Annotated in this window: 19 protein-coding genes and 1 pseudogene; 6 read left to right on the plus strand and 14 right to left on the minus strand. The window is 43.3% G+C overall.

Annotated elements, in window-relative coordinates; translation table 11 throughout:
- The 3 genes and pseudogenes from WS34_RS02735 to WS34_RS02745 all read right to left on the minus strand — a co-directional run.
- Nucleotides 1-727: pseudogene (locus tag WS34_RS02735) on the minus strand (sensor histidine kinase); the annotation flags it as partial.
- 50 nt (nt 728-777) lie between these two features.
- The gene (locus tag WS34_RS02740; RefSeq protein ID WP_046403029.1) at nt 778-2,142 is read right to left on the minus strand and encodes a sigma-54-dependent transcriptional regulator; all 1,365 of its coding nucleotides are present in this window, start codon (nt 2,140-2,142) and stop codon (nt 778-780) included.
- 128 nt (nt 2,143-2,270) lie between these two features.
- Nucleotides 2,271-2,954: an ABC transporter ATP-binding protein gene (locus tag WS34_RS02745; protein ID WP_013610873.1), complete on the minus strand. Its 684-nt coding sequence runs from the start codon at nt 2,952-2,954 to the stop codon at nt 2,271-2,273.
- 307 nt (nt 2,955-3,261) lie between these two features.
- On the opposite strand from WS34_RS02745, the gene WS34_RS02750 reads away from it, so the two are divergent.
- Nucleotides 3,262-5,535, plus strand: a complete 2,274-nt coding sequence (locus WS34_RS02750; RefSeq protein ID WP_272054008.1) for an ABC transporter permease — start codon at nt 3,262-3,264, stop codon at nt 5,533-5,535.
- A 112-nt stretch (nt 5,536-5,647) separates the two neighbouring features.
- Nucleotides 5,648-6,409 carry a GIN domain-containing protein gene (locus tag WS34_RS15370; RefSeq protein ID WP_272054010.1) on the plus strand — a complete coding sequence of 254 codons (762 nt, stop codon included), beginning with the start codon at nt 5,648-5,650 and terminating at the stop codon, nt 6,407-6,409.
- 94 nt (nt 6,410-6,503) lie between these two features.
- Here WS34_RS15370 and WS34_RS02760 read toward each other — a convergent pair whose 3' ends face one another.
- The 6 genes from WS34_RS02760 to bcp all read right to left on the minus strand — a co-directional run bounded on the left by WS34_RS02760 (nt 6,504) and on the right by bcp (nt 13,350).
- Nucleotides 6,504-7,154, minus strand: a complete 651-nt coding sequence (locus WS34_RS02760; RefSeq protein ID WP_013610876.1) for a tetratricopeptide repeat protein — start codon at nt 7,152-7,154, stop codon at nt 6,504-6,506.
- 339 nt (nt 7,155-7,493) lie between these two features.
- Nucleotides 7,494-9,128: a dipeptidyl-peptidase 3 family protein gene (locus WS34_RS02765; RefSeq protein ID WP_046403034.1), complete on the minus strand. Its 1,635-nt coding sequence runs from the start codon at nt 9,126-9,128 to the stop codon at nt 7,494-7,496.
- A 13-nt stretch (nt 9,129-9,141) separates the two neighbouring features.
- Nucleotides 9,142-9,465: a hypothetical protein gene (locus WS34_RS02770; protein WP_286693611.1), complete on the minus strand. Its 324-nt coding sequence runs from the start codon at nt 9,463-9,465 to the stop codon at nt 9,142-9,144.
- A 74-nt stretch (nt 9,466-9,539) separates the two neighbouring features.
- Nucleotides 9,540-11,612, minus strand: coding sequence for a dipeptidyl-peptidase Dpp5 (gene dpp5, locus WS34_RS02775; RefSeq protein WP_046403039.1), 2,073 nt, complete (start codon nt 11,610-11,612; stop codon nt 9,540-9,542).
- A 172-nt stretch (nt 11,613-11,784) separates the two neighbouring features.
- On the minus strand, nt 11,785-12,837 hold the full coding sequence (gene recA / locus WS34_RS02780; protein ID WP_013610880.1) for a recombinase RecA: 1,053 nt from the start codon (nt 12,835-12,837) through the stop codon (nt 11,785-11,787).
- Between the two features lie 57 nt (nt 12,838-12,894).
- Entirely contained in the window at nt 12,895-13,350 is a 456-nt protein-coding gene (gene bcp / locus WS34_RS02785) for a thioredoxin-dependent thiol peroxidase (RefSeq protein ID WP_013610881.1), read from the minus strand.
- Between the two features lie 282 nt (nt 13,351-13,632).
- Here bcp and WS34_RS02790 point away from each other — a divergent pair, with 282 nt between their 5' ends.
- The 4 genes from WS34_RS02790 (at nt 13,633) to WS34_RS02805 (ending at nt 15,772) form a co-directional block, all read left to right on the plus strand.
- Nucleotides 13,633-13,950: a DUF4491 family protein gene (locus WS34_RS02790; RefSeq protein WP_046403075.1), complete on the plus strand. Its 318-nt coding sequence runs from the start codon at nt 13,633-13,635 to the stop codon at nt 13,948-13,950.
- A 21-nt stretch (nt 13,951-13,971) separates the two neighbouring features.
- Complete coding sequence (locus WS34_RS02795; RefSeq protein WP_013610883.1) at nt 13,972-14,376, plus strand: PaaI family thioesterase; 405 nt, start codon at nt 13,972-13,974, stop codon at nt 14,374-14,376.
- Nucleotides 14,377-14,492: 116 nt separating this feature from the next.
- The gene (locus tag WS34_RS02800; protein WP_022161051.1) at nt 14,493-15,158 is read left to right on the plus strand and encodes a DUF4136 domain-containing protein; all 666 of its coding nucleotides are present in this window, start codon (nt 14,493-14,495) and stop codon (nt 15,156-15,158) included.
- Between the two features lie 8 nt (nt 15,159-15,166).
- Nucleotides 15,167-15,772 (plus strand): outer membrane beta-barrel protein, encoded by a 606-nt coding sequence (locus WS34_RS02805; protein ID WP_013610885.1) that lies wholly within the window; start codon nt 15,167-15,169, stop codon nt 15,770-15,772.
- Between the two features lie 49 nt (nt 15,773-15,821).
- On the opposite strand, the gene WS34_RS02810 is transcribed toward WS34_RS02805, so the two are convergent.
- The 5 genes from WS34_RS02810 to cysQ form a co-directional block, all read right to left on the minus strand.
- A complete protein-coding gene (locus WS34_RS02810; protein WP_046403042.1) occupies nt 15,822-16,931 on the minus strand; it encodes a cholesterol-responsive sulfotransferase in 1,110 nt (369 codons plus the stop codon).
- 43 nt (nt 16,932-16,974) lie between these two features.
- Complete coding sequence (gene cysN, locus WS34_RS02815) at nt 16,975-18,414, minus strand: sulfate adenylyltransferase subunit CysN (protein WP_390181306.1); 1,440 nt, start codon at nt 18,412-18,414, stop codon at nt 16,975-16,977.
- An 11-nt stretch (nt 18,415-18,425) separates the two neighbouring features.
- The gene (cysD, locus tag WS34_RS02820; protein ID WP_013610888.1) at nt 18,426-19,334 is read right to left on the minus strand and encodes a sulfate adenylyltransferase subunit CysD; all 909 of its coding nucleotides are present in this window, start codon (nt 19,332-19,334) and stop codon (nt 18,426-18,428) included.
- Nucleotides 19,335-19,437: 103 nt separating this feature from the next.
- Nucleotides 19,438-20,046: an adenylyl-sulfate kinase gene (cysC, locus tag WS34_RS02825; RefSeq protein ID WP_046403047.1), complete on the minus strand. Its 609-nt coding sequence runs from the start codon at nt 20,044-20,046 to the stop codon at nt 19,438-19,440.
- A 57-nt stretch (nt 20,047-20,103) separates the two neighbouring features.
- Nucleotides 20,104-20,904: a 3'(2'),5'-bisphosphate nucleotidase CysQ gene (cysQ, locus tag WS34_RS02830; RefSeq protein WP_013610890.1), complete on the minus strand. Its 801-nt coding sequence runs from the start codon at nt 20,902-20,904 to the stop codon at nt 20,104-20,106.
- Nucleotides 20,905-20,910 lie beyond the last annotated feature (6 nt).

Consider the following 20,910-nt stretch of genomic DNA (forward strand, 5'->3'; position numbering starts at 1 on the left):
ATAAAGTGTCGCTTAATGAAGTGATCGGAGCGATCGAGTTCATAATTTCATGGGCTAGTACCCGGATCAGCCGGATCCACGAGTCGATTTCTTTCTCGTCCATTTCATTTTCGATATCGTTGATCACTAAAAGCCGGGTATGTTTTCCGTTGACTGTGATACCACTGGCAGTGATCAGCAGTTGGATACTTCCCCGTTCGTTGGTATAAGTCACTCTCCGGTTTTCACCCGGACGGATTTCTTTAAATGCTTCGACCAGAACAGGAGAAACTTTTCTAAGCTGGCTGACATGGGTGAAAACTTCCAGATCGATGAGTTTTAGGGCAAATCGGTTCAATTGAAGTACGAATCCGTTATCGTCTAAGGCGATCACTCCCGAGCTGATACTGTTTAAGATCAACTCATAATACCGTTCTTTCTGCTGTATTTCGATCCGGGTATTCTGTATGATGCTTTTGATCCGGTTCAGGATATGGTTTAACAAACGTTCCGATTGCATACCTTCGTTTTCGACAAAACGTATGGTGTAATCGTCATTTTCCAAAGCACTGAAAAAATAGGTTAACTTTCGGTTGGTCGTATTGATAAAATAGAATATCAACCCGGTCAGCCCGATGATTCCCGCAGCAGCCAGGGCTCCTCCTAAATAGTTTCCTTCCCGGAAAGCTTGCCAGGAAACGATAGATAGAATGACGATAGCCAGGAGGGAACTGAGAATGCGGTACATGGGAGATCAGATTAAAAGGTTCGCGTTTTCAATGGAATGACGATGAAATCTTATAGTCCGAATTTTTTCATCTTATTATAAAGGGTTTGGCGGGTGATACCCAGCTGACTGGCAATAGCGGAGATATTACCATGATGGTGCTCGATCGCTTTGCAGATCATCTCTTTTTCCATCTCTTCCAGGGTTTTGGAACTATTGGCCGGCACTTCGTTATTGGGCTTGAAGAAAAAATCACAAGGTTTTAATGTCTCTTCATCACACATAATCACTGCTTTCTCAATGGCGTGTTGTAATTCCCGGACATTACCCGGCCAGGAGTATTCCAGCAATTTACTTTGAGTATCTTTGGTGAAGTACAGTTGCCCTTTACTATATTTCGATCCGTATTTACGCAGAAAGGATTCGGCTAACTGGAGGATATCGTTACCTCTTTCCCTTAAAGGAGGGATCTCAATGTGAATGGTATTGATCCGATAAAGCAAGTCTTCGCGGAAAGTACCCTTGGCAACCATTTCCTGGAGATTACTGTTGGTGGCACAAATCAGACGGATATCTATGTCGATGGGTTTATTGGAACCGATCCGCGTGATTTGCCGGCTTTGGATTGCCGCGAGTAGTTTGGATTGAAGGGAGTAGGTCAGATTACCGATTTCGTCCAGGAATAAAGTACCTTTGTTCGCTGCTTCGAATTTACCGGCGCGGTCTTCCTTGGCGTCTGTAAAGGCTCCTTTCACGTGACCGAACAATTCGCTCTCGAACAAAGTCTCGGTGATCGCACCCATATCTACACCAATCATGACTTCCTTATTCCGTTTGGAAAGTCTGTGCAGTTCCTTGGCAATCATTTCCTTGCCTGTACCGTTTTCGCCGGTGATCAGAATATTGGCATCCGTAGAAGCTACTTTCTCGATCAGCCGATGTAGTTGTTGCATGACCGGAGAATCGCCCCAGATCAACTCTTCGCCCGAAGTCAGTTGTTTTTTTAGTTCGACTTCCTTTTCCCGGAGTTGTTTTACTTCTGTCTGGGATTGGCGTAAGCGGTAGGCAGACAAAAGGGTCGCTATCAGTTTGGCATTATCCCAGGGTTTGACGACAAAGTCGGTAGCCCCTTCTTTCACTGTTTTTACGGCCAGTTCGATGTCTGCATAAGCTGTAAATAGGACGACCGGTAGATCGTTGCTTATTTTCCGTATTTCTCCCAGCCAGAAAATACCTTCGTTTCCATTATTTATACCACTGGAAAAATTCATGTCCAACAATACGACATCGATATTTTCCGTTTCCAGCATCGCAGGAATCCGGTTGGGATTACTGATGGTGATCACTTTTTTAAAAGTGCCGCTGAGCAGCATATCGATGGCTGCCAATACACCTTTATTGTCGTCAACAATGAGGATGGTACCTTGTTTTGTCATATGGAAAATTATAACTATGCAAATATAATAATTATCGACCGGCCTGACTTCCCTAAAAGAATAAAGATAATGAACTCCGGAAGTTTTTCCTGTTCTCCCGGAGGTTGTTTATAGAAAGGTCCGTTGCTTTAATCTTTCACACCACAAGTTTCGGTGACGATCTGCCCGTCGAAAAGATTGATTACCCGATGAGCATAGGAGGCATCGTGCTGGGAGTGAGTCACCATTATGATGGTCGTACCTTCCTGATTCAATTCGGTCAGTAGGTTCATCACTTCCGTACCGTTACGTGAATCCAGGTTACCCGTCGGTTCGTCGGCCAGGATTAATTTGGGACTTGCTACTACGGCACGGGCAATGGCTACACGTTGTTGCTGTCCGCCGGATAATTGCTGCGGAAAGTGCTTGGCCCGGTGGCTGATGTTCATCCGGTCGAGAATATGGGATACAATCTCTTTCTTTTCACTGGCTTTCTTCTTCAGATAGATCAAAGGCAGTTCGACGTTTTCATATACATTCAGTTCGTCGATCAGATTGAAACTCTGGAATACGAAACCGATATTTCCTTTACGTACCTGAGTACGCTGTTTCTCTTTTAGGTGTCCTACCTCTTCGCCGTCGAAATAATACTTCCCGTCTGTCGGATTATCCAGCAGGCCGATGATATTCAGTAAGGTAGATTTACCACAACCGGAAGGACCCATGATCGCTACGAATTCTCCTTTTTTTACTTCCAGCGAGACGTTATTTAATGCAGTAGTCTCCACTTCTTCCGTGCGGAACACTTTACTTAAATTTTCTATTTTTATCATAAGATTGAAGATTGAATTTTGTATTTCTCTATACTATTATTGTGCCAAATAATTAAGTCGTTTATATTCAATGTATTAATTATTTTACTCTTGAATCGGATTGTCTATTTTTTTTACATTGTTGTCTCGTTTTTTTACATATTCAAAATAGAAACCGGGATTATCTATTTGATTAACAGTTGATTAATAAATTGGCATATAATTGGTTATTATCCGGTTAAAAAGATATGAATTTTTTATGTTTTCTATTTCATTAAAAATGATTTTTCGTTCCTGGGCGAGAAATAAAATTTATTTTGTAATTTCGATGTTGAGCTTGATTATTGGCTTGACATGTAGTGTTTTATTGATTGGTTTTGTAGCTAACGAGTATAATATAGCTCATGTGGTGAAAGGAGGAGGGCAATGGTATTTATTACAAGAGCAGAACGTATATTATAGTAATGAAGAGGTTATGGCCAACCATACCCTTAATGGAGGGCGTGCCGTCGCTATTCAGCGTTCTTTCCCGGAAGTCGAAGATATCTGTGTGTGCCATGACGATCACAAACAGATTAAAAAGAATAGTGGTGAAACAATACCTTATGCTGCTATTTATGCAGTTACCCCTAATTTCGCCGATTTGTTTCAGCCTGAACTTTTGGCTGGAGATCTGAAAGAGACTTTACGGGATCCTTCGGGTGTAGCTGTTACCCGCTCTTTTGCCCGGAAGAATTTCGGACGCGAAAATATTTTAGGAGAGACGTTGTTGTTAGTGGGCTATAGCCAGTACCTCAAAGATGGACGATTACAAAATGTGGAGGAAGAAAAGGTCTATATGGTAAAAGCGATTGTGGACGACAAAAGCAAAAGTTATCTGCAATATGATTTATTGATCCATTTACCGGAATCCGATTATGCACTTACCCGTGTATCCTGGATGAATAGCTATTATAGCTTCCTGAAACTGGGGAAAGAGGGCCGGAAAGATAAACTGGAAAAAAAACTGAATCAGGACGAGACCTATCGGAAACAATACGATATTCAGGGAAAACAACAGTTAAGACCGTTGAGTCAGGTGTATTTTTCGGGTGATCAGCAAATCGGTTTTATTAAATCGCGCGATCGGGTTGCCCTGTATTTAGCCGGAAGTATCGCTATCGCTATTCTGGTGATTGCTTGCTTCAACTATATCAACATCAGTATGACGAAATCATTGCAACGCCTTAAAAATACCAACCAGCAAATGATTTTCGGAGCGACCGGACAGGAAATACGTGGCCAATTGATAGCAGAAACTTCGATACAGGCCGCTATTGCTTTGGTTATCGCTGTTTTACTGATCAAGGGGTGCTTGCCCGCTTTCAATCGATTTATGAAAGCAGACCTGGTTTTGAGCGATTTGGTAGAAGGGATTTCGGGAGGATTGATGTTGATTTTACTGGTTATAGTTATTTTGGGACCTTCTTTGTATATTTTTTCAAGGATCGGCAAAAATTCACTGAACGATATGATGAAAACCGGATTGGTGCAACGTCCTAAATTGGTTACGGGAATGGTGGTGGCACAATTCGTTATTTCGGTCGTATTGGTTGTTATGGTGTTGGGAATCGCACAACAAATGGATTACGTGGGACATGTCCGTCCGGATAGTGACCGGATCCTGAGTTTATATGCAAACCATCCGGAGGGCGGACAATGGAAACAATTTACCGGACAGTTGCAGGTGATTCCTGAAGTTGAAGATTATACTTCCAGCGATATATTGAGTTACGGGGCTTTCTCTGCCAGAGGAATAAGTGCGATGATTATGGGGGGAGATGAGCGTTTTCTACCGTTTTTCGGACTGAAATTAGTGAAGGGAAAAGGATTCTCTCCCTCGGCGCCTAACGATGCTGTATTGGTGAACGAAGCATTTGTAAAAAAAATGGCGATTCAGGAACCGGTGAATTATCGGTTGGTATGTAATGGTGAGCATTTAATTGTCGGGGTTGTCGAGGATTTTGTTATCGATAACCTGAGTCGACAGATTCAACCCCTTTTAATCGAATATAATTCCACTTCATACAACACTTTGGTAAAGATAAAGGAAGGAAGTATGTCGGTGGCTATTCAAAAAATAAAGGAGTTATGGAAAAAAATTTCGGGAGATGAGGAAGGATTAAAATTTCGGACTATGGCCGGAATGTATGAGGATCTGCACCAAGAGGAGCAGAGGGTGTTGCAAATGGTCGTACTTTTTTCATGGATCAGTTTGTTCCTGACTGCTTTGGGATTATTCGGTTTAGCCTGGTATTCGGTGGAAAGCCAGATGAAGGAAATCGGTTTACGTAAGATCAATGGGGCTACACAAAGACAAGTTGTCGGATTGTTGTGTATCCGCTTTATCAAGTGGATCGCTATCGCGTTGGCGATCGGATTACCGATGGCGTTATACCTGATCGAACAATGGAGAATGCAGTATGTATTCCGGCCACAACTGACTGTCTGGATATTTATCGCAGCAGCTTTTATCGTGCTGGCCGTGGGGATACTTACGGTAATCTGGCAATCCTGGAAAGCGGCCCGGGTAAATCCCGCAAAAATTATAAAAATGGATTGAGTTGTAATATTATAAGTTTTCAATCGTCTTAGAGATTAGGGGCAGGAAATTGAACAGACTTTTGGGATGCCTTTGATGCGAAGTTTTGGACTAACCATTTAAATAGAAAACTATGCGTAAAATTTTATTCTTTTTATTCGTATGCTGGGGGACGATCGGTATGGGCGTAGCCCAGGAACAAGTGAAAATTTCCCGTTTCCAGGGAGAGCGGGTTACGGGATTGGATATTTCCGGGGCATTCGATATTACAATCCGGCAAGGAGAGGATACAGGTGTCACATTGAGTATTCCGTCTCATTATGAAGATAATCTGGTGTTTGAAAATTGGGGAGGAACGGTAAAGGTTGGCTTTAAAGGCCGGATTAAGAAACATGCTAAAAATGAAAAATTTACAGCTGAAATCGTCTGTTCCTCCCTGGAAGAAGTTCTGCTTAGTGGGGCATGTAAATTGAAAGGAACGGGTGATTTTACGGCTCAAACGGTAAAATTTGACTTGAGCGGAGCAGCTACGGCTGTTTGGGATGGTAATTTCAAGGTGGTAAAGATCGGAAAGATCGATTTGTCAGGGGCTTCACAACTACAGTTGAATGTTGAGGTTCCTGAGGTTGAGGTAGAAATTAGCGGGGCTGCAAAGCTGGCCTTGACAGGAGAGGCAGACAGCGGGGAGATCGAATTATCGGGGGCGTCGAAAGCGAATCTGGAAAATTTGGTTTTGAAAAATCTGGCTTTGGCTACTTCAGGGGCTTCAAATGCGTCGGTAAATGTAACCGAAACGCTCGAAGTAGAAGCTTCGGGAGCTGCTCATGTCAGTTATTCGGGCAATCCCAAGGTGACCTCTCACGTTTCGGGTGCTGCTTCATTGAAACAACGGTAAGACGATAAATGAAAAAGAAACCCTCTGATCGGTCTGTATAAAATCGAAAGTTTACCGATGAGAGGGTTTTGTTTTACCGTCGGGGGGATGTTGCTTATCTGCAATACCGGCGTACGTAAGTTCCGGCACTCTGAATCCCTAAGCTTTGGGCCTTTCGCCAGTCTTTACAGGCTTCTGTTTTCTTTCCTGTTTTATAATAAGCTATGCCCCGGTTTGCATAAATAGCCCCGTTATCAGGATTCAATTTTAAGGCATAAGTGAAATCCGGGATAGATTTACTACATTCGTTGATTTTCAGATAACAACTGGCTCTGTTTTGGTAGTAAGCATAGACCAATCCGAAATCTTCTCCGTTTTTCTGAGCATATTTGATAGCCAGGCTATATTCAGCGATCGCTTTTTGAAAATTGTTTTCGTTTTGATAAATGTTACCTAGATAATAACAGATTTCATCGTCTTCTTCGAATATAGCTTTAGCTTTAATTAAATACTGTTTTAAGATGGAGATTTGATTGGTATGGGAACAGGCTGTGTTCAGGGACAAATACATTTCCCGGATTTTGGGCTCTAAACGAATGGCTGCCAAGAGTTTCTGTACGGCATCGGTATAATTACCGTTTTCAATGTCTTCATTGGCTGAATTTAAGAGTTCGACGGGTTTGTTTACCGCATTAATATCCATTTGTCCAAGTACCAGCCTACTTGTGGTCATAAAAAAGATAAGGAAGAGATTGAATTTCTTCATATACAAATGTAAATTTAGTTAGTAGTGGTTATTGTTCATTCACGCTTTCAAAAATAATAAAATTTGCCAAGAAAGTCATAATTTTCCTAAAAATATCTAGTTTATTTGTTAAGAATGTAACAAATAAATACACTGGAAGTTTTTTTATACCAGGGAAATCGTTCGGAAAGGAAAAGTTTGTGTTCTTTCTGATCGCTATTTCGCTTATAAAATCGCCCCTGCAACACTTTTTACAGTTGCAGGGGCGACCGGTCGGAAGTTCCACGAAAGGGGAATCTTGCAGGGAACTATAAACTTAATAAATTTTCAGCGACAAAGGGAGTGACTTTACAAACTGCCTTACAGGCCGAGTGTCTGAAGCCCTTGCTGGAAATAAATATCTTTGGGTATGCCTGCCTGGGCAATACGATCCAGATCTTTTTGAAGGATAGGGGAAACTATTCCTTTGGCTGCAATTAGCTGGCTGGCTTTGTCGTAGTCGCCGTCTCCTTCGAGGGTGATGTATTCACCGGCGATGATTTCGATGTCTTTTTTCATTTTTTCAAAATCTATCGTATAGTATCCCTTGTCTGCATCCCGGGTAATAGCCCCGCTTTCAATAAAATGGGCAAATTGCATCATATTGGCTTTTCCATGGGCACTGGCAGCGCCGAAACGGCAGGAACGGAAAATACCGGCGATAAAGGTTACATAGTTATCCATCAGGTCTTTATTCTGTATCACTCCCCACTCCGCGAGTTTGGTGATGCAGAATAACCCCAGGATATCTGCCTTTCCTTCTTCGATAGAAGTATAATTATCCTTTAGAGCACCCCGGACATCCTGGTTGCCTTGCAAGGTATACTTTACGCCGAGGCCATGGGCTACTTCATGAAACATCGTATTTTCAAAAAAAGCGTCGAAACGAATGTGTTTTTGTTGTTCCGGGTCGATGACGAGTCGGGCGATAGGCACTACCATTTTGTCGAATTTGGCTTGCATGGAATTTTTTAGTTGCAGTTTCCGGCTTCCTTTGGCTGCATGTACACGGGGATCGTTAGGTAGGTTTATGGCGATATTTTTACTACCGGCATTGCAATCACCGGCATAATAAATGACGTCGTAAGCGTTCATATCCGGATTTGCGTTGGCTTTCTCTTTTTTGTAAGCTGCGGGTACAGGGAGATTCTCCTGTAGTTTAGGAAGATATTGGGCATATAAAGAGAGTTTTTTACTCCAATCTTTATCTTTTACCAGGATCTGTCCCGAGTGAGAGGCTTTGTATCCGAACAGAGCGTCTTCATAGGTTTCGATAGGACCGATAACAATGTCTAACGTATTGTCTTTCATATCCATCCACGCCAGGTCACTTTTCAGATAATCATCGGTCAGCAAGGCTTCGGAACGGAGAGTCAGATAGTTGCGCAGACCTTCGTCTTCAGCTAGCTGCGCTGCCTGTTTTAAAAGAGAAGCGGCTTTTCTGATTTGTTCGGGATAAGCTTCGTGGTAAGGGATTACTTTCAATGCTCCTTTATCATCCCTGCGAACGATGCTGTACCAGTCGTTTTTACGCGGGTCCTGAAGAGCTTCGAATTCTGATTTGGTCATATCCTGAGGGTAGAAATTGGCACCGAGAGGTTTAGGACCGGCAGTTTCGAGAAAGGGCCGGTTGGCGTCGAGCCTATCCCAGGGACCGTAGTTGATGGAAAGGTATTTGAGCAGGGCAGGGTCTGTAATACCCTCGAAAAGTTGTTCTTTATCTCCGTAGGCTGTCTGCCAGTAGATCGCTTCCATCTGATCGGCAGCTTCGATAAGCAGAGGGAGCATTTGCTTTTCTTTTTCCGTTAGTTTACTCAAATCGGTAGTCAGGGGAAATTCAGCATATTGATCTGCTAATTCCTGATAGGGGGAGGCGGTCCGATCGGAAGCTTTTTTAGCTTCTTTGCAGGCTCCTAGAAGGAGGAGGGTAGCTAATAAGAAAGTTATTCTTCTCATATTTTCTCTATATTTAATGGTTTATTATATTTCTGTTCAATTCTCCGATCAATAGAGCTTTATCGAATAAGAGAATTCCTTCGGAAGCAACGACGATATACCGGCTACCGACTGCGTATAGGGCAGAACCGAACAAACTGGAATCGATGGTTTCAAGCGTTACCAATCTAAGGTTTTCCCCGAACTCGGAAAGCGTGAGAGCAGCGGAATCCATTGGCTGATTCAGGTCGGTGCGGGTGACTGGATAGCCTTGTTCTATGGAAGTGGAAATGGGGGTAGAGGACTGACAGGCAGATAACAGCAAGAAGAAAAATGGAAAAAAGAACGGTGTTTTCATCGGTTCGGTTGTTAGCCGAAGAGGCTACTTGGCCGAAAATCTTCCGGTTGATAGCCTCTTCAGATTGATTATTTTTACTTCAGCCATTTATCCAGCCATGCTTTAAAGGTCCGCTGCCAGAGAATGCCGTCCTGACAGCCGGTTACCCAGTGACATTCGTTGGGGAAATAGAGGAATTGAGCCGGAACTCCGCGCATGCGTGCAGCATTGAAAGCCGCCATTCCTTGAGATACGTCGATCCGGAAATCTTTCTGACCATGGATGACTAAAATAGGAGTATCCCAATTACCGACGAACAAATCCGGCGAATTGGCGAAGGTACGCTGAGCTGTTTTGTTATCCTTTTCCCAGGGAGCACCACCCATATCCCAGTTGGCGAACCACATTTCCTCGGTCGTATTGTATTGCATCTTTAAGTCGAAAATCCCACAGTGTGCAATAAATGCTTTGAAACGTTTATCGTGATGGCCGGCTAAATAATATACCGAATATCCCCCGTAAGAGGCCCCTACACATCCGAGCCGGTTTTCATCGATATAAGGTTCTTTTTTAGCTTCGTCGATAGCGGAAAGGTAATCCTTGATGTTCTGACCGGAATAATCCCCGCTGATTTGTTCCAGCCATTCCTGGCCGAATCCCGGCAGACCACGACGGTTGGGAGCTACAATAATATAACCGTTCGCAGCCATCTGCTGGAAGTTCCAGCGATAACTCCAGAATTGACTGACTGTACTCTGAGGACCGCCTTCACAATACAGGATGGCCGGATATTTCTGATTAGGATCGAAATGCGGAGGATATATCATCCATACCAACATGTCTTTATTATCCGTTGTTTTGATCCACCGTTTTTCTACTTTTCCCATAGTCAATTGGTCCAGAATAGGTTTATTGACAAATGATAATTCCTCGTCTTTGCCTGTAGCCGGATCCACTTTGTAGATTTCGGCCGGTTTACTCATAGACACTTTGGTGGCAAGTAACATTTTTCCGGTCGGAATCACGGAAGTATAATTGTGAACTCCATCGGTATGTTTGGTGATTCTTCCGGTCGGAATATCCAGAGAATAAATTTCATCGGTAGCATGCCAGTCGGAGATAAACCAGATGGTATTATCGTCTCCCCATTTCAGGCCTTCTGCGTTCTGGTCGAAACCTTCGCTGAAATCATTTTTTTCTCCGGTGGTCAGATCCATGACATAGAGACGGATTTTATCCGCTTCATAGCCTTCCCGTTCCATACTTTCCCAAGCCATGTACCGGCCATTGGGAGAGATGACCGGATTCTTGTCATATCCCATCATGCCTTCAGTCAGGTTGACAGTTTCCCCGTTCTCCGTATTATAGGCATACAGATCGGTATTCGTAGATTCGGCATAGTCGATACCGATCTTTTTGCGACAGGTATAAATTAGTTTTTTCCCGTCTTTCGTCCAGGCCAATTGTTCTACACCTCCCCAGGGACGTACCGGAGATTCCCAACGTTCACCTTCCATGATGTCTTTTCCGGTAGTAATCGGTTGTGCCGGCACGTAATCGGCTATAAAAAGATGGGTGTAAGCATCTACCCAATCGTTCCAATGGCGGTAAAATTGATCGTCGACGATGCGGGCTTTCGCTTTGGGAAGATCAGGATACAGGTCCTGTACCGTGGGTTCGAGCTGTACATCTTTCAGATAAACGATCTTAGACATATCGGGTGCATAGACGTATCCGTTGATTCCGTCCGGTATATCGGTTACCTGGCGGGGATTACTGCCGTCGGGATTCATTTCCCAAAGCTGCCCTTTGGCCAGGTAAGTAATGAATTTACCATCCGGTGTCCATCCCGCGTCCGATTCGTTGTAGTCGGTATCGGTGAGACGGGTGGTTTGGCCCTCCGGCAGATTCATCAGGTATAAATCGCTATACCCCCGGTCTTCTTCTTTATTGAAATAAGTAATATCGTATACGGCTTTACTACCGTCCGGCGATACGCTAACGTTTCCGATTCTTCCGAAAGACCAAAGTACTTCAGGAGTCATGACGTCGGAGGAAAGTTTTATTGCGGGGGGAGTATACCCTTTTTGATTTTGAGAATTGTCGTTTGGTACATGACAAGCCATACAAGACAATAAAATAAGTGATGGAATGATCGATTTTTTCATAGTTATAAATAATGAAATATACAAGGACCGATCTTGATTTTGTTTATAAAGTCATTGCACACCCTACGCGCCCTTTTTTCAGGGCTACAGCGGTCATTCGTTTTCATAACTCTTGTAACCTCTGTAACCCTTGTAACTTCTATAACTTTAGTAATCCGACCGGCACACACGCTTAATTGTCTGTCTCTTCATTTGCAGATTCCGCTAATTCCGGTTCATCTGTTTTGCCATTGAAGGTGGCGACAATTTTTTGTTTCAGCTCTTCAGCCAGTTCCGGATTGTCCATGATCAATTGTTTCACCGTTTCCCGTCCTTGGCCCAGTTTGTTTTCACCATACGAGAACCAGCTACCGCTTTTTTTGATTACGTTACACTCTACCCCCAGATCGACAATTTCTCCGGAGAGAGAGATGCCTTCACCGTACATGATGTCGAATTCTGCTTTCCGGAATGGAGGCGCAACTTTGTTTTTCACGACTTTCACCCGGGTATGGTTGCCCAGAATTTCTTCGCCGTCTTTGATCGGGCCGATTTTACGAATATCCAAACGTACGGAAGAATAGAATTTCAGGGCATTTCCACCGGTCGTGGTTTCGGGATTTCCGAACATCACTCCGATCTTATCCCGCAACTGGTTGATAAAAATACAACAAGTATTGGTTTTACTGATCGTGCTGGTCAGTTTGCGTAATGCCTGTGACATCAGGCGGGCCTGTAAGCCCATGACACTGTCTCCCATGTTACCTTCTATCTCGGCTTTAGGGGTCAGAGCAGCGACAGAGTCGATCACGATGATATCTATGGCTGCCGAGCGGATCAGCTGATCTGCAATTTCCAGGGCTTGTTCACCGTTATCCGGCTGTGAAATAAACAAATTTTCGACGTCTACACCTAATTTCTCCGCATAAGAACGGTCGAAAGCATGTTCGGCATCGATGATTGCCGCTATACCTCCCTGTTTTTGGGCTTCGGCAATAGCATGAATAGCTAATGTCGTTTTACCGGAAGATTCCGGTCCGTAAATTTCGATGACCCGGCCTTTGGGATATCCACCAACACCTAATGCTTTATCGAGTGCAATGGAACCCGAAGGAATTACCGGAATGTTCTCTACCTGATTGTCGCCAAGCTTCATGATACTTCCTTTTCCGAAGTTTTTTTCAATCTTGTCGAGAGTCAGTTGGAGCGCTTTCAGTTTTTCAAGATTCGTTTCTTTTAATGCCATAATATTTGTTTAGTTACTAAGTTTCTGAGTTTCTAAGTTTCTGAGTTGAATTTTGATTCATTTCTTTAATATCTGTTCTGCTGCATTTTTGGTATTTACCTTAGTGATGACTCTTTCGATGATTCCTTGCTCATCGATGATAAAAGTGGTCCGAAGGACGCCCATATATTTTCGTCCGTACATGGATTTTTCAGCCCATACTCCATAGTCTTCTAAGATTTTTTTATCCGTATCGGCTATCAGATTGAAAGCTAAATTGTATTTGGCGATGAACTTTTGGTGTGAACCGGCGGAGTCCGGGCTAATCCCGACCACTTCATATCCTTGTGCAGTCAGCGTGTCATAATTGTCGTTCAGGCTGCAAGCTTCGGCCGTACATCCGGAAGTGTTATCCTTCGGATAAAAATAAAGGACTAATTTTTTACCTTTGAAATCTTCTGAGGTGATTTCTTTACCATCCTGGTTTATGCCTTTGAAAAAAGGCGCTTTATCTCCTTCTTTTAGCGATGTCATGATATCTTGGGATTTTAATGCTATATTACAAAAGTAGCGATTTTTTGCTGAATTCCGATATTTTTTATTCAATAATGTGATTCTGTTTTAGCCATAGAAATAGAACAAATGTTACGGCTACTGAAATAAATTGCAAGCCAGTACAATACGAAAAATAATATGGACCCGGAAAAAGAAGAAAAAGAAGGTTTCTATGTCCGAAGAAGAACTGTTTTTGATGAGAAAGCTTTATCTTTGGAAGATGAATGAAAAACCATTTTAAAACTTATTTAATCTGTCATGATGGAGTTTATCGATTCTTATAATTTAACCGGACTTGTGATCGGAATCAGTACTTTTTTAATCATAGGCTTGTTTCATCCGGTAGTGATCAAATGTGAATATTATTTCGGAACGCGTTGTTGGTGGATGTTCTTGATTTTCGGTATTTTAGGTATCATTGCTGCTTTGTATGTCCGGCAAGTCTTGTGGTCGTCTTTATTGGGGGTTTTCGCCTTTTCTTCTTTTTGGACGATCCTGGAGATCTTCGAACAAAAAGGAAGGGTAAAGAAGGGATGGTTTCCGATGAATCCGAAACGGAAAAAGGAATATGAATCATGAAAAAAATAATTCGGTGTTTTTATGGAAGAGGTTTTAAAACAATTGAATGAGCTGTGCCGGGATACGCTGGTTGACAATTTGGGTATGGTATTTACTGCGGCCGGGGAAGGATGGCTGGAAGCCAGGATGCCTATCGACCGGCGTACCTGTCGTCCGGACGGAGCTTTACACGGTGGTGCTAATATGGCTTTGGCCGAGACGGTCGGAGGAGCTTTGAGTTCTATGTCGGTTCCGCCCGAAAACCGTTTCCACGTATTCGGTATCGAGGTGAATGGAAACCATATGAAACAGGCACAAGGAGGATATGTCGTCGCTAAGGGTACTTTTATCCATCAGGGGAAACGTACCCACGTCGTTCAGGTCGAAATACGGGACGAATACGGAACACTGGTAACGGTCAACCGGGTGACGAATATGATTGTCTGAGGAGTGATTTGCACAATATGATTTCTTTTTACATCCATTAAAAAAACATGGCATAAAAGTTGATAATTTTTTTACGGGAAAATAAAAATTAGTGTTCCATTAAAAACAATTTAAGTATGAAAAGATTATTTATTTTCGGGGTATGCGTCCTCGTGGTGCTGTGCATGGCCTCTTGTTATCCGGAAGGACCGGATTATGTCCATGAAAAGGACATTGCTTTGACTCATTATGATGAAGAAGCGGATTTTTCTACTTTAAAAACATTCGTTATTCCGGATTCTGTCGTGTATGTACAGGGAGATTCTAATGCGACGGGATTGGCTAACGAATTGAAGGAGGAGATACTTTCTCTGGTAAAGCAAAATTTCGAAGCGTATAATTACCAGCTGCTGACAGACGAGGAAGCTGAAGCTCAGACGCCTGATTTTGTCGTAACGGTAACTGCTTTTGCAACTCCGACTTTCAGCTACAATTCCTGGGGAAACTATTGGGGCTGGTATCCCGGTTGGGATTGGTTCGGCTGGGGAGGAGTCTGGGGTGGTTGGTATCCTTGGTATCCCTGGTATAGCGGAGGATATTATTATGCTTATGACAAAGGTACGGTGGTTATCGATATGCTGGATGCGAAAAAGGCCGATAAAGAAACCAAACGGGTACCGGTATTGTGGACAGGGATGGTCGATGGTATCCTGGCCGGAAATCAGAACTATCTTGCCGAACGCCTGGAGAAAAATATCAACCAGTGTTTTATTCAATCCCCTTATCTGAAAACGACTAAATAAAGAAAGCGATGAAAAAGATTATAATGATACTATTGGTTGTGTTCGGCCTGGGTGTTGGAAGCCGGGCACAGGCTCAGATGCTGAATCTAAATTATCAGATGTCCTTACCTTTGGGCGATCAGCATGATTTTATCTCTAAAATGAGTTTTCGTGGGTTTTCCATGGATTATCACTATTTCCTGAGCGAGCGTCTGGCGGTCGGTGCCAGCCTGGGATGGAATACTTTGTATAAGCATCTGGATTATGCAACCGGTCATTTTACCATGAACGGGGAGAAAGTGACCATCTCCGGGGACCAGTTCAGATACCTGAACGTTGTACCCCTGATGGCCAGTGTCCGTTATTTTTTTACGGATGGAGATGCTGTCCTGCTACCATATGCCGGTATCGGTATCGGAACCAACTGGGCTGAAATGCGGCTGGAAGTGGGAGACCTGCTGGCTAAAGAAAAAGGCTGGCAGTTCGCTTTTGCCCCTGAAGTCGGAGTAGTGGTACCTTTCTCCGAATCGGTCGGATTGAATGTGGGGGCACAATACCGCTACAGTGTAAAAGCCAGTGGCTTACCCACGCTTCAGGATCTCGGGATTAAAGTCGGGTTATCTTTTAACTGGTAAATAAATGGTTGTCCATAAAGTCAAGTACTTTAATGGACAACCTTTCTTTTTATTCCAGTTTATAGTCCCATTGTTTCAAGGCATAATCCCAATGTTTTTCGACTAATTCGACGGTTCGGGTTTCGTATTTATAAGCGTTTTTCTTGTAGCCTTTTTTCTTGTCTAAATAAGCCGCAATGTCTGCTTTGGCGGCTTCAAAACCCGGAATGGCAAGTGTCCGGTAAATCTTTTCGGTCATCGCCAGAGCATCCGCCTCGAAATCTTCGAATTTTATTTCGATCAGATTACCTGCCGGGATCAGCTTTTTATCTTCTTCATATTTCCGATACAAACGGGTATATACTTCGAGGATGTTTTTTTCCAGCTCCTCCGGAGAAATTTTCTGCAATTGCAAAGGGATAATGGTATTCGTGAAAAAACTCCGGGTAGATTCGAATACCGTATAAGGATTCCGCATCAAATAGATAAATTTGGCATTGGGGAACATTTCCAGGATTTCTTTCACCTTGCCGGTATGCGGGGGATTTTTACTGAGAAATTGGCTACCCTGGGTATTCCAGAGAGAGATTTTGATCAGTTTCAAAAATGTCTCCCTGAACATCCGGTGTTCTTCGGGAGTAGCTGTTTTCATGGTCAGAAACCGATCACAATATTCCAGCATATTCTGAGGCAAAAACCAGAAATCATAATAGGAGCAAGGCATCATATTGGATAAGGCAAACTCTTCCTCCTGAGGCAAGTCGACGTTGAGCTCCATGTTATCGGTAGGGCGTTTGTCCGGCATTAACCAAGCCATCGTTTTCTTAAACATCGGCTGTCCCCACATCATCATATGGGGAAAAACAGTTTGATAGGTCGTCGTATAACCGAAATGTTTATCATGAGCCAATACATTGTGTACAAAGGTGGTACCACTACGCCAGTGCCCTAAAATAAAAACCGGCTCCATGTTGATCGCCTGATTTTTCAGGCGTTTGTCGTATCTCCGGTCCTGTATCGGTTTCAGGCAACTCAATAACCGACAGATGGCTTTGGTCAATTGATATTTCGTTTTATATCCTTTCCCGATCGTTTGTCTTTGTGTGATTCCTTTAAAAGTTTTCCAGTCTGCACCCACCAAAGTATTTACCGGAAGTTTTTGAAATTCTAGTACACCCATTTCGATAAAATATATGCTCTTTTATATCGCCTAACTGATTTATTTATTGAATTATTTTCACCGTAATCCCTTGACGGTCGAGTTCCTTGGCCACTTTTTCGATGGCTGTAAAGTGTTCGCTGCCGATGCCCAGTTTCGAAAGATTGATTTCCGGAATTTCCAATTCCTGCATGTCTTTCCTTTCGACTTTATCGATAATCATACCGACAGCACAGGTATTGTTGGTAATCGGATCGATCAGAATAAAAGCGCCTGTGTTTTTATTTTGGGGATAAGGATCGAAAAATAAAGGTTTACCTGTCGTGAAAATGACACGTGCAATTTCATTCAATTCCAAGGCGTCTGCGGCAGATTGTTCTAAAGTATTCACATTTACTTTATACCGGATTTTATCGATCTTGGCCCGGGTCAGATTCGTAGTATGTTTAATAAAGAATTGTTCTTCCGGATCCATTTTCTTCTCATCCATCCATACCAGCATGGCTTCGAAATTACGGGAAATAATCGGGAGATTGTCCGGATGTACGAGCATTTCTCCCCGGGAGATATCGATTTCGTCTTCGAGGGTCACCGTTATGGCCTGCGGCGGAAAAGCGAAATCCAGTTCTCCGTCGTAAGTGACGATCGATTTGACCCGTGAACGCTTCATAGAAGGCAGTGCGACCACTTCATCTCCTTTACGAATGATACCTGAAGCAACCGTACTGCTGAATCCCCGGAAGTCGAGGTTGGGACGCATGACATATTGTACGGGATAACGGAGATCTGCAAAGTTTTTATCGCTTCCTATATGTACCGTTTCCAGATATTCCAGTAATGGTTTTCCGGTATACCACGACATATTCTCCGATGCTTCTACGACATTATCTCCTTTTAATGCCGAGAGTGGGATACAGGTAATGTCGGGTATTCCCAGGGGTTCTGCAAACTGACGGTATTCCGTTACGATCCGGTCGAATACCTGTCGGTCGTATCCAACGAGGTCCATTTTATTCACAGCCAGAACAACATGTTTGATTCCCAGCAAGGAAACTAAATAAGTATGCCGGCGTGTTTGGGTGATAACGCCTGAGCGGGCGTCTACCAGAATGATGGCCAGATTGGCCGTCGAACCTCCTGTAATCATGTTACGGGTATACTGTTCGTGTCCCGGAGTGTCGGCAATGATGAATTTCCGCTTGTTCGTAGAAAAATAACGGTAAGCCACGTCTATCGTTATACCTTGTTCACGTTCAGCCTTCAGGCCGTCGAGTAGGAGGGCATAATCGATATCGTCTCCTGCATTACCGTAACGTTTGGTATCTCTTTCGAGGGCATCCAGCTGATCTTCGTATAATTTTTTACTATCGAAAAGCAAACGACCGATCAGGGTCGATTTGCCATCATCTACCGATCCGGCTGTCAATAATCTCAACAGATCTTTCTTTTCGTCCTGATCCAGGAACTCTTTTATATTTAGTTTCTCCATGATTTTAATCTTTATCGCTTTTCGCCTTAAAAGTATCCCTCTCTTTTCTTTTGTTCCATACTGGCATCCTGGTCGAAATCGATTACCCGGGTGGTCCGTTCGGATTTGGTGGTGGTCATCATTTCTTCTACGATTTTTTCAATCGTGTCGGCTTCCGATTCGACAGCTCCGGTCAATGGCCAGCATCCTAAGGTACGGAAACGTACTTTCCGCATCCGGATCTTATCCCGGTATTGTTCCGGTAAGCGTTCGTCGTCGGGCATGATCAGGTTACCGTCGATTTCGACGATGGGACGTTCTTTGGCAAAATACAAAGGTACGATAGGAATATTTTCCATGCGGATGTATTGCCAGATATCCAATTCCGTCCAATTAGACAGCGGGAATACCCGGATCGATTCGCCTTTATGAACCCGGGCATTGTATAAATTCCATAATTCAGGACGCTGGTTTTTAGGATCCCATTGATGAAATTTATCCCGGAAGGAATAAATACGTTCTTTGGCCCGTGATTTCTCTTCATCGCGGCGTGCACCACCGAAAGCGGCATCGAACTTGTATTTACTGAGCGCCTGCAATAAAGCCTGGGTCTTCATCAGATCGGTGTGTACTTTACTACCGTGTGTGAAAGGACCTACCCCTTCCTGGAAACCTTTCATATTGGATTCGACGATCAGGTCCCAGTTGTTTTCCCGGGCATATTTATCGCGAAATTCGATCATTTCTTTGAATTTCCACTTCGAATCGATATGCATCAAGGGGAAAGGTACTTTCCCCGGATAAAAAGCTTTTTCAGCTAAACGGACCATGACGGAAGAGTCTTTACCGATAGAATAGAGCATAACCGGATTTTCAAACTCAGCGACAACCTCACGGATAATATGGATAGACTCGGCTTCCAGTTCTTTCAAATGACTTAATTTATATTCTGACATTGTTTTATGTGCTAATGCTAATAGGCGGATTTACTCCAGCCGTTGGCAAAGTTTATTCATTTTGCAAAAATAGTCGTATCCTGATTCAAAAGCATCAGTATTTTTACCGAAATTCATTTCCGGTTATTTTCGGAGAAACGGCTTCCAATAAAATTTTCACCGAATCGGCTAAGGATTGCCGTGAGGTGTCGATCGAAATAAACGGATGTTCCGGGGCTTCGAAAGGCGATGAAATACCGGTGAATTCCTTGATTTCACCCCGACGGGCCTTGGCATACAAACCTTTGACATCTCGTCGCTCACATTCTTCGATGGGCGTACTGACATATACTTCCAGAAAATCATCCTCACCGATAATTTCAGAAGCCATCCGGCGGATAGCATGGGTAGGACTGATAAAAGCAGCGATGGTCACGATACCGCAATCGACGAATAATTTGGAAACTTCTGCTATGCGACGAATATTTTCCGTTCGGTCGGCTTCCGAAAAACCCAGGTTATTATTGATGCCACTGCGGATATTGTCTCCATCCAGGATACGGCAGAGTATACCTTGTTTATATAATTCCCTTTCCAGGGCAATGGCTAATGTGCTTTTACCGGAACCGGACAATCCGGTAAACCAGATCATAATGCCTTTTTGTTTCAATAAAGCTTCGCGGTCTTTCCGCTGTAACATTTTTTCAAAAATCGGATAAATATTTTCTGCCATATAAACTTAGTTACTGATTTACACCACAATTTCAGTATTTCATATTTCCTGTTTGTTTTATTTTACAATAAACCAGGGATTTAATAAATCTTCTTTGTTGTAGGCCAAGGGAGTGCACCCATCCTGGTGATATAATTCTTTCCCGGCAGCCTTTGCGATAGCATGACCTGCAGCGGTATCCCATTCCATGGTCGGAGCAAAACGGGGGTAAATGTCAGCAGTTCCTTCTGCTACCAGGCATATTTTAATCGAACTACCGATAGAAGTCAGTTTGACTTCTCCGTGTTCTTTTTTTAATTCATCGATAAAATTCTCTGTATCGGAACTCATGTGCGATCTTGAAGCCACAACGGTATAAACCGGATCTTCGCGGTCCAGAGGCAGACGCCGGGCTTGATTTTCCAGTGCGTCGAAATCCATATCCGGGGAATATTCCGGATGATCGGCCCGATAAGCTCCGTTTCGGATCGTTCCGTAGTACAGGATTTTTTTTACCGGAATATAAATTACCCCTAAGGCAGGACGTCCGCCGTAAACGAGAGCTATATTGACAGTGAACTCGCCGTTCCGTTTGATAAATTCTTTTGTACCGTCCAAAGGGTCGACGATCCATACCGTTTGCCATTGTTTACGAATAGCATAGGCTGTGGCCTTGTTTTCTTCGCTGATAACCGGATAAGGCGTATTTTTCAACTGTTTCAGGATAATCTCGTTGGATACCCGGTCGGCAATAGTCAGCGGAGAATGATCCGCTTTGTGTTCGATTTCGAAATCCGAAGCCGGATCGTCGTATATGTCTAATATAGCCTTACCAGCTTGCAATGCTGCTGTTATAGCCGTCTGTAGTAATGAATTCATAGTATT

Source organism: Odoribacter sp. N15.MGS-14, from assembly GCF_000980245.1.
GTDB lineage: Bacteria > Bacteroidota > Bacteroidia > Bacteroidales > Marinifilaceae > Odoribacter > Odoribacter splanchnicus.

What these genes read in the sequence shown, in the direction of transcription:
- WS34_RS02740 (WP_046403029.1), bottom strand. Translation starts at nt 2,142, where the DNA reads ATGACAAAACAAGGTACCATCCTCATTGTTGACGACAATAAAGGTGTA.
- WS34_RS02745 (WP_013610873.1), bottom strand. Translation starts at nt 2,954, where the DNA reads ATGATAAAAATAGAAAATTTAAGTAAAGTGTTCCGCACGGAAGAAGTG.
- WS34_RS02750 (WP_272054008.1), top strand. Translation starts at nt 3,262, where the DNA reads ATGTTGAGCTTGATTATTGGCTTGACATGTAGTGTTTTATTGATTGGT.
- WS34_RS15370 (WP_272054010.1), top strand. Translation starts at nt 5,648, where the DNA reads ATGCGTAAAATTTTATTCTTTTTATTCGTATGCTGGGGGACGATCGGT.
- WS34_RS02760 (WP_013610876.1), bottom strand. Translation starts at nt 7,154, where the DNA reads ATGAAGAAATTCAATCTCTTCCTTATCTTTTTTATGACCACAAGTAGG.
- WS34_RS02765 (WP_046403034.1), bottom strand. Translation starts at nt 9,128, where the DNA reads ATGAGAAGAATAACTTTCTTATTAGCTACCCTCCTCCTTCTAGGAGCC.
- WS34_RS02770 (WP_286693611.1), bottom strand. Translation starts at nt 9,465, where the DNA reads ATGAAAACACCGTTCTTTTTTCCATTTTTCTTCTTGCTGTTATCTGCC.
- dpp5 (WP_046403039.1), bottom strand. Translation starts at nt 11,612, where the DNA reads ATGAAAAAATCGATCATTCCATCACTTATTTTATTGTCTTGTATGGCT.
- recA (WP_013610880.1), bottom strand. Translation starts at nt 12,837, where the DNA reads ATGGCATTAAAAGAAACGAATCTTGAAAAACTGAAAGCGCTCCAACTG.
- bcp (WP_013610881.1), bottom strand. Translation starts at nt 13,350, where the DNA reads ATGACATCGCTAAAAGAAGGAGATAAAGCGCCTTTTTTCAAAGGCATA.
- WS34_RS02790 (WP_046403075.1), top strand. Translation starts at nt 13,633, where the DNA reads ATGGAGTTTATCGATTCTTATAATTTAACCGGACTTGTGATCGGAATC.
- WS34_RS02795 (WP_013610883.1), top strand. Translation starts at nt 13,972, where the DNA reads ATGGAAGAGGTTTTAAAACAATTGAATGAGCTGTGCCGGGATACGCTG.
- WS34_RS02800 (WP_022161051.1), top strand. Translation starts at nt 14,493, where the DNA reads ATGAAAAGATTATTTATTTTCGGGGTATGCGTCCTCGTGGTGCTGTGC.
- WS34_RS02805 (WP_013610885.1), top strand. Translation starts at nt 15,167, where the DNA reads ATGAAAAAGATTATAATGATACTATTGGTTGTGTTCGGCCTGGGTGTT.
- WS34_RS02810 (WP_046403042.1), bottom strand. Translation starts at nt 16,931, where the DNA reads ATGGGTGTACTAGAATTTCAAAAACTTCCGGTAAATACTTTGGTGGGT.
- cysD (WP_013610888.1), bottom strand. Translation starts at nt 19,334, where the DNA reads ATGTCAGAATATAAATTAAGTCATTTGAAAGAACTGGAAGCCGAGTCT.
- cysC (WP_046403047.1), bottom strand. Translation starts at nt 20,046, where the DNA reads ATGGCAGAAAATATTTATCCGATTTTTGAAAAAATGTTACAGCGGAAA.
- cysQ (WP_013610890.1), bottom strand. Translation starts at nt 20,904, where the DNA reads ATGAATTCATTACTACAGACGGCTATAACAGCAGCATTGCAAGCTGGT.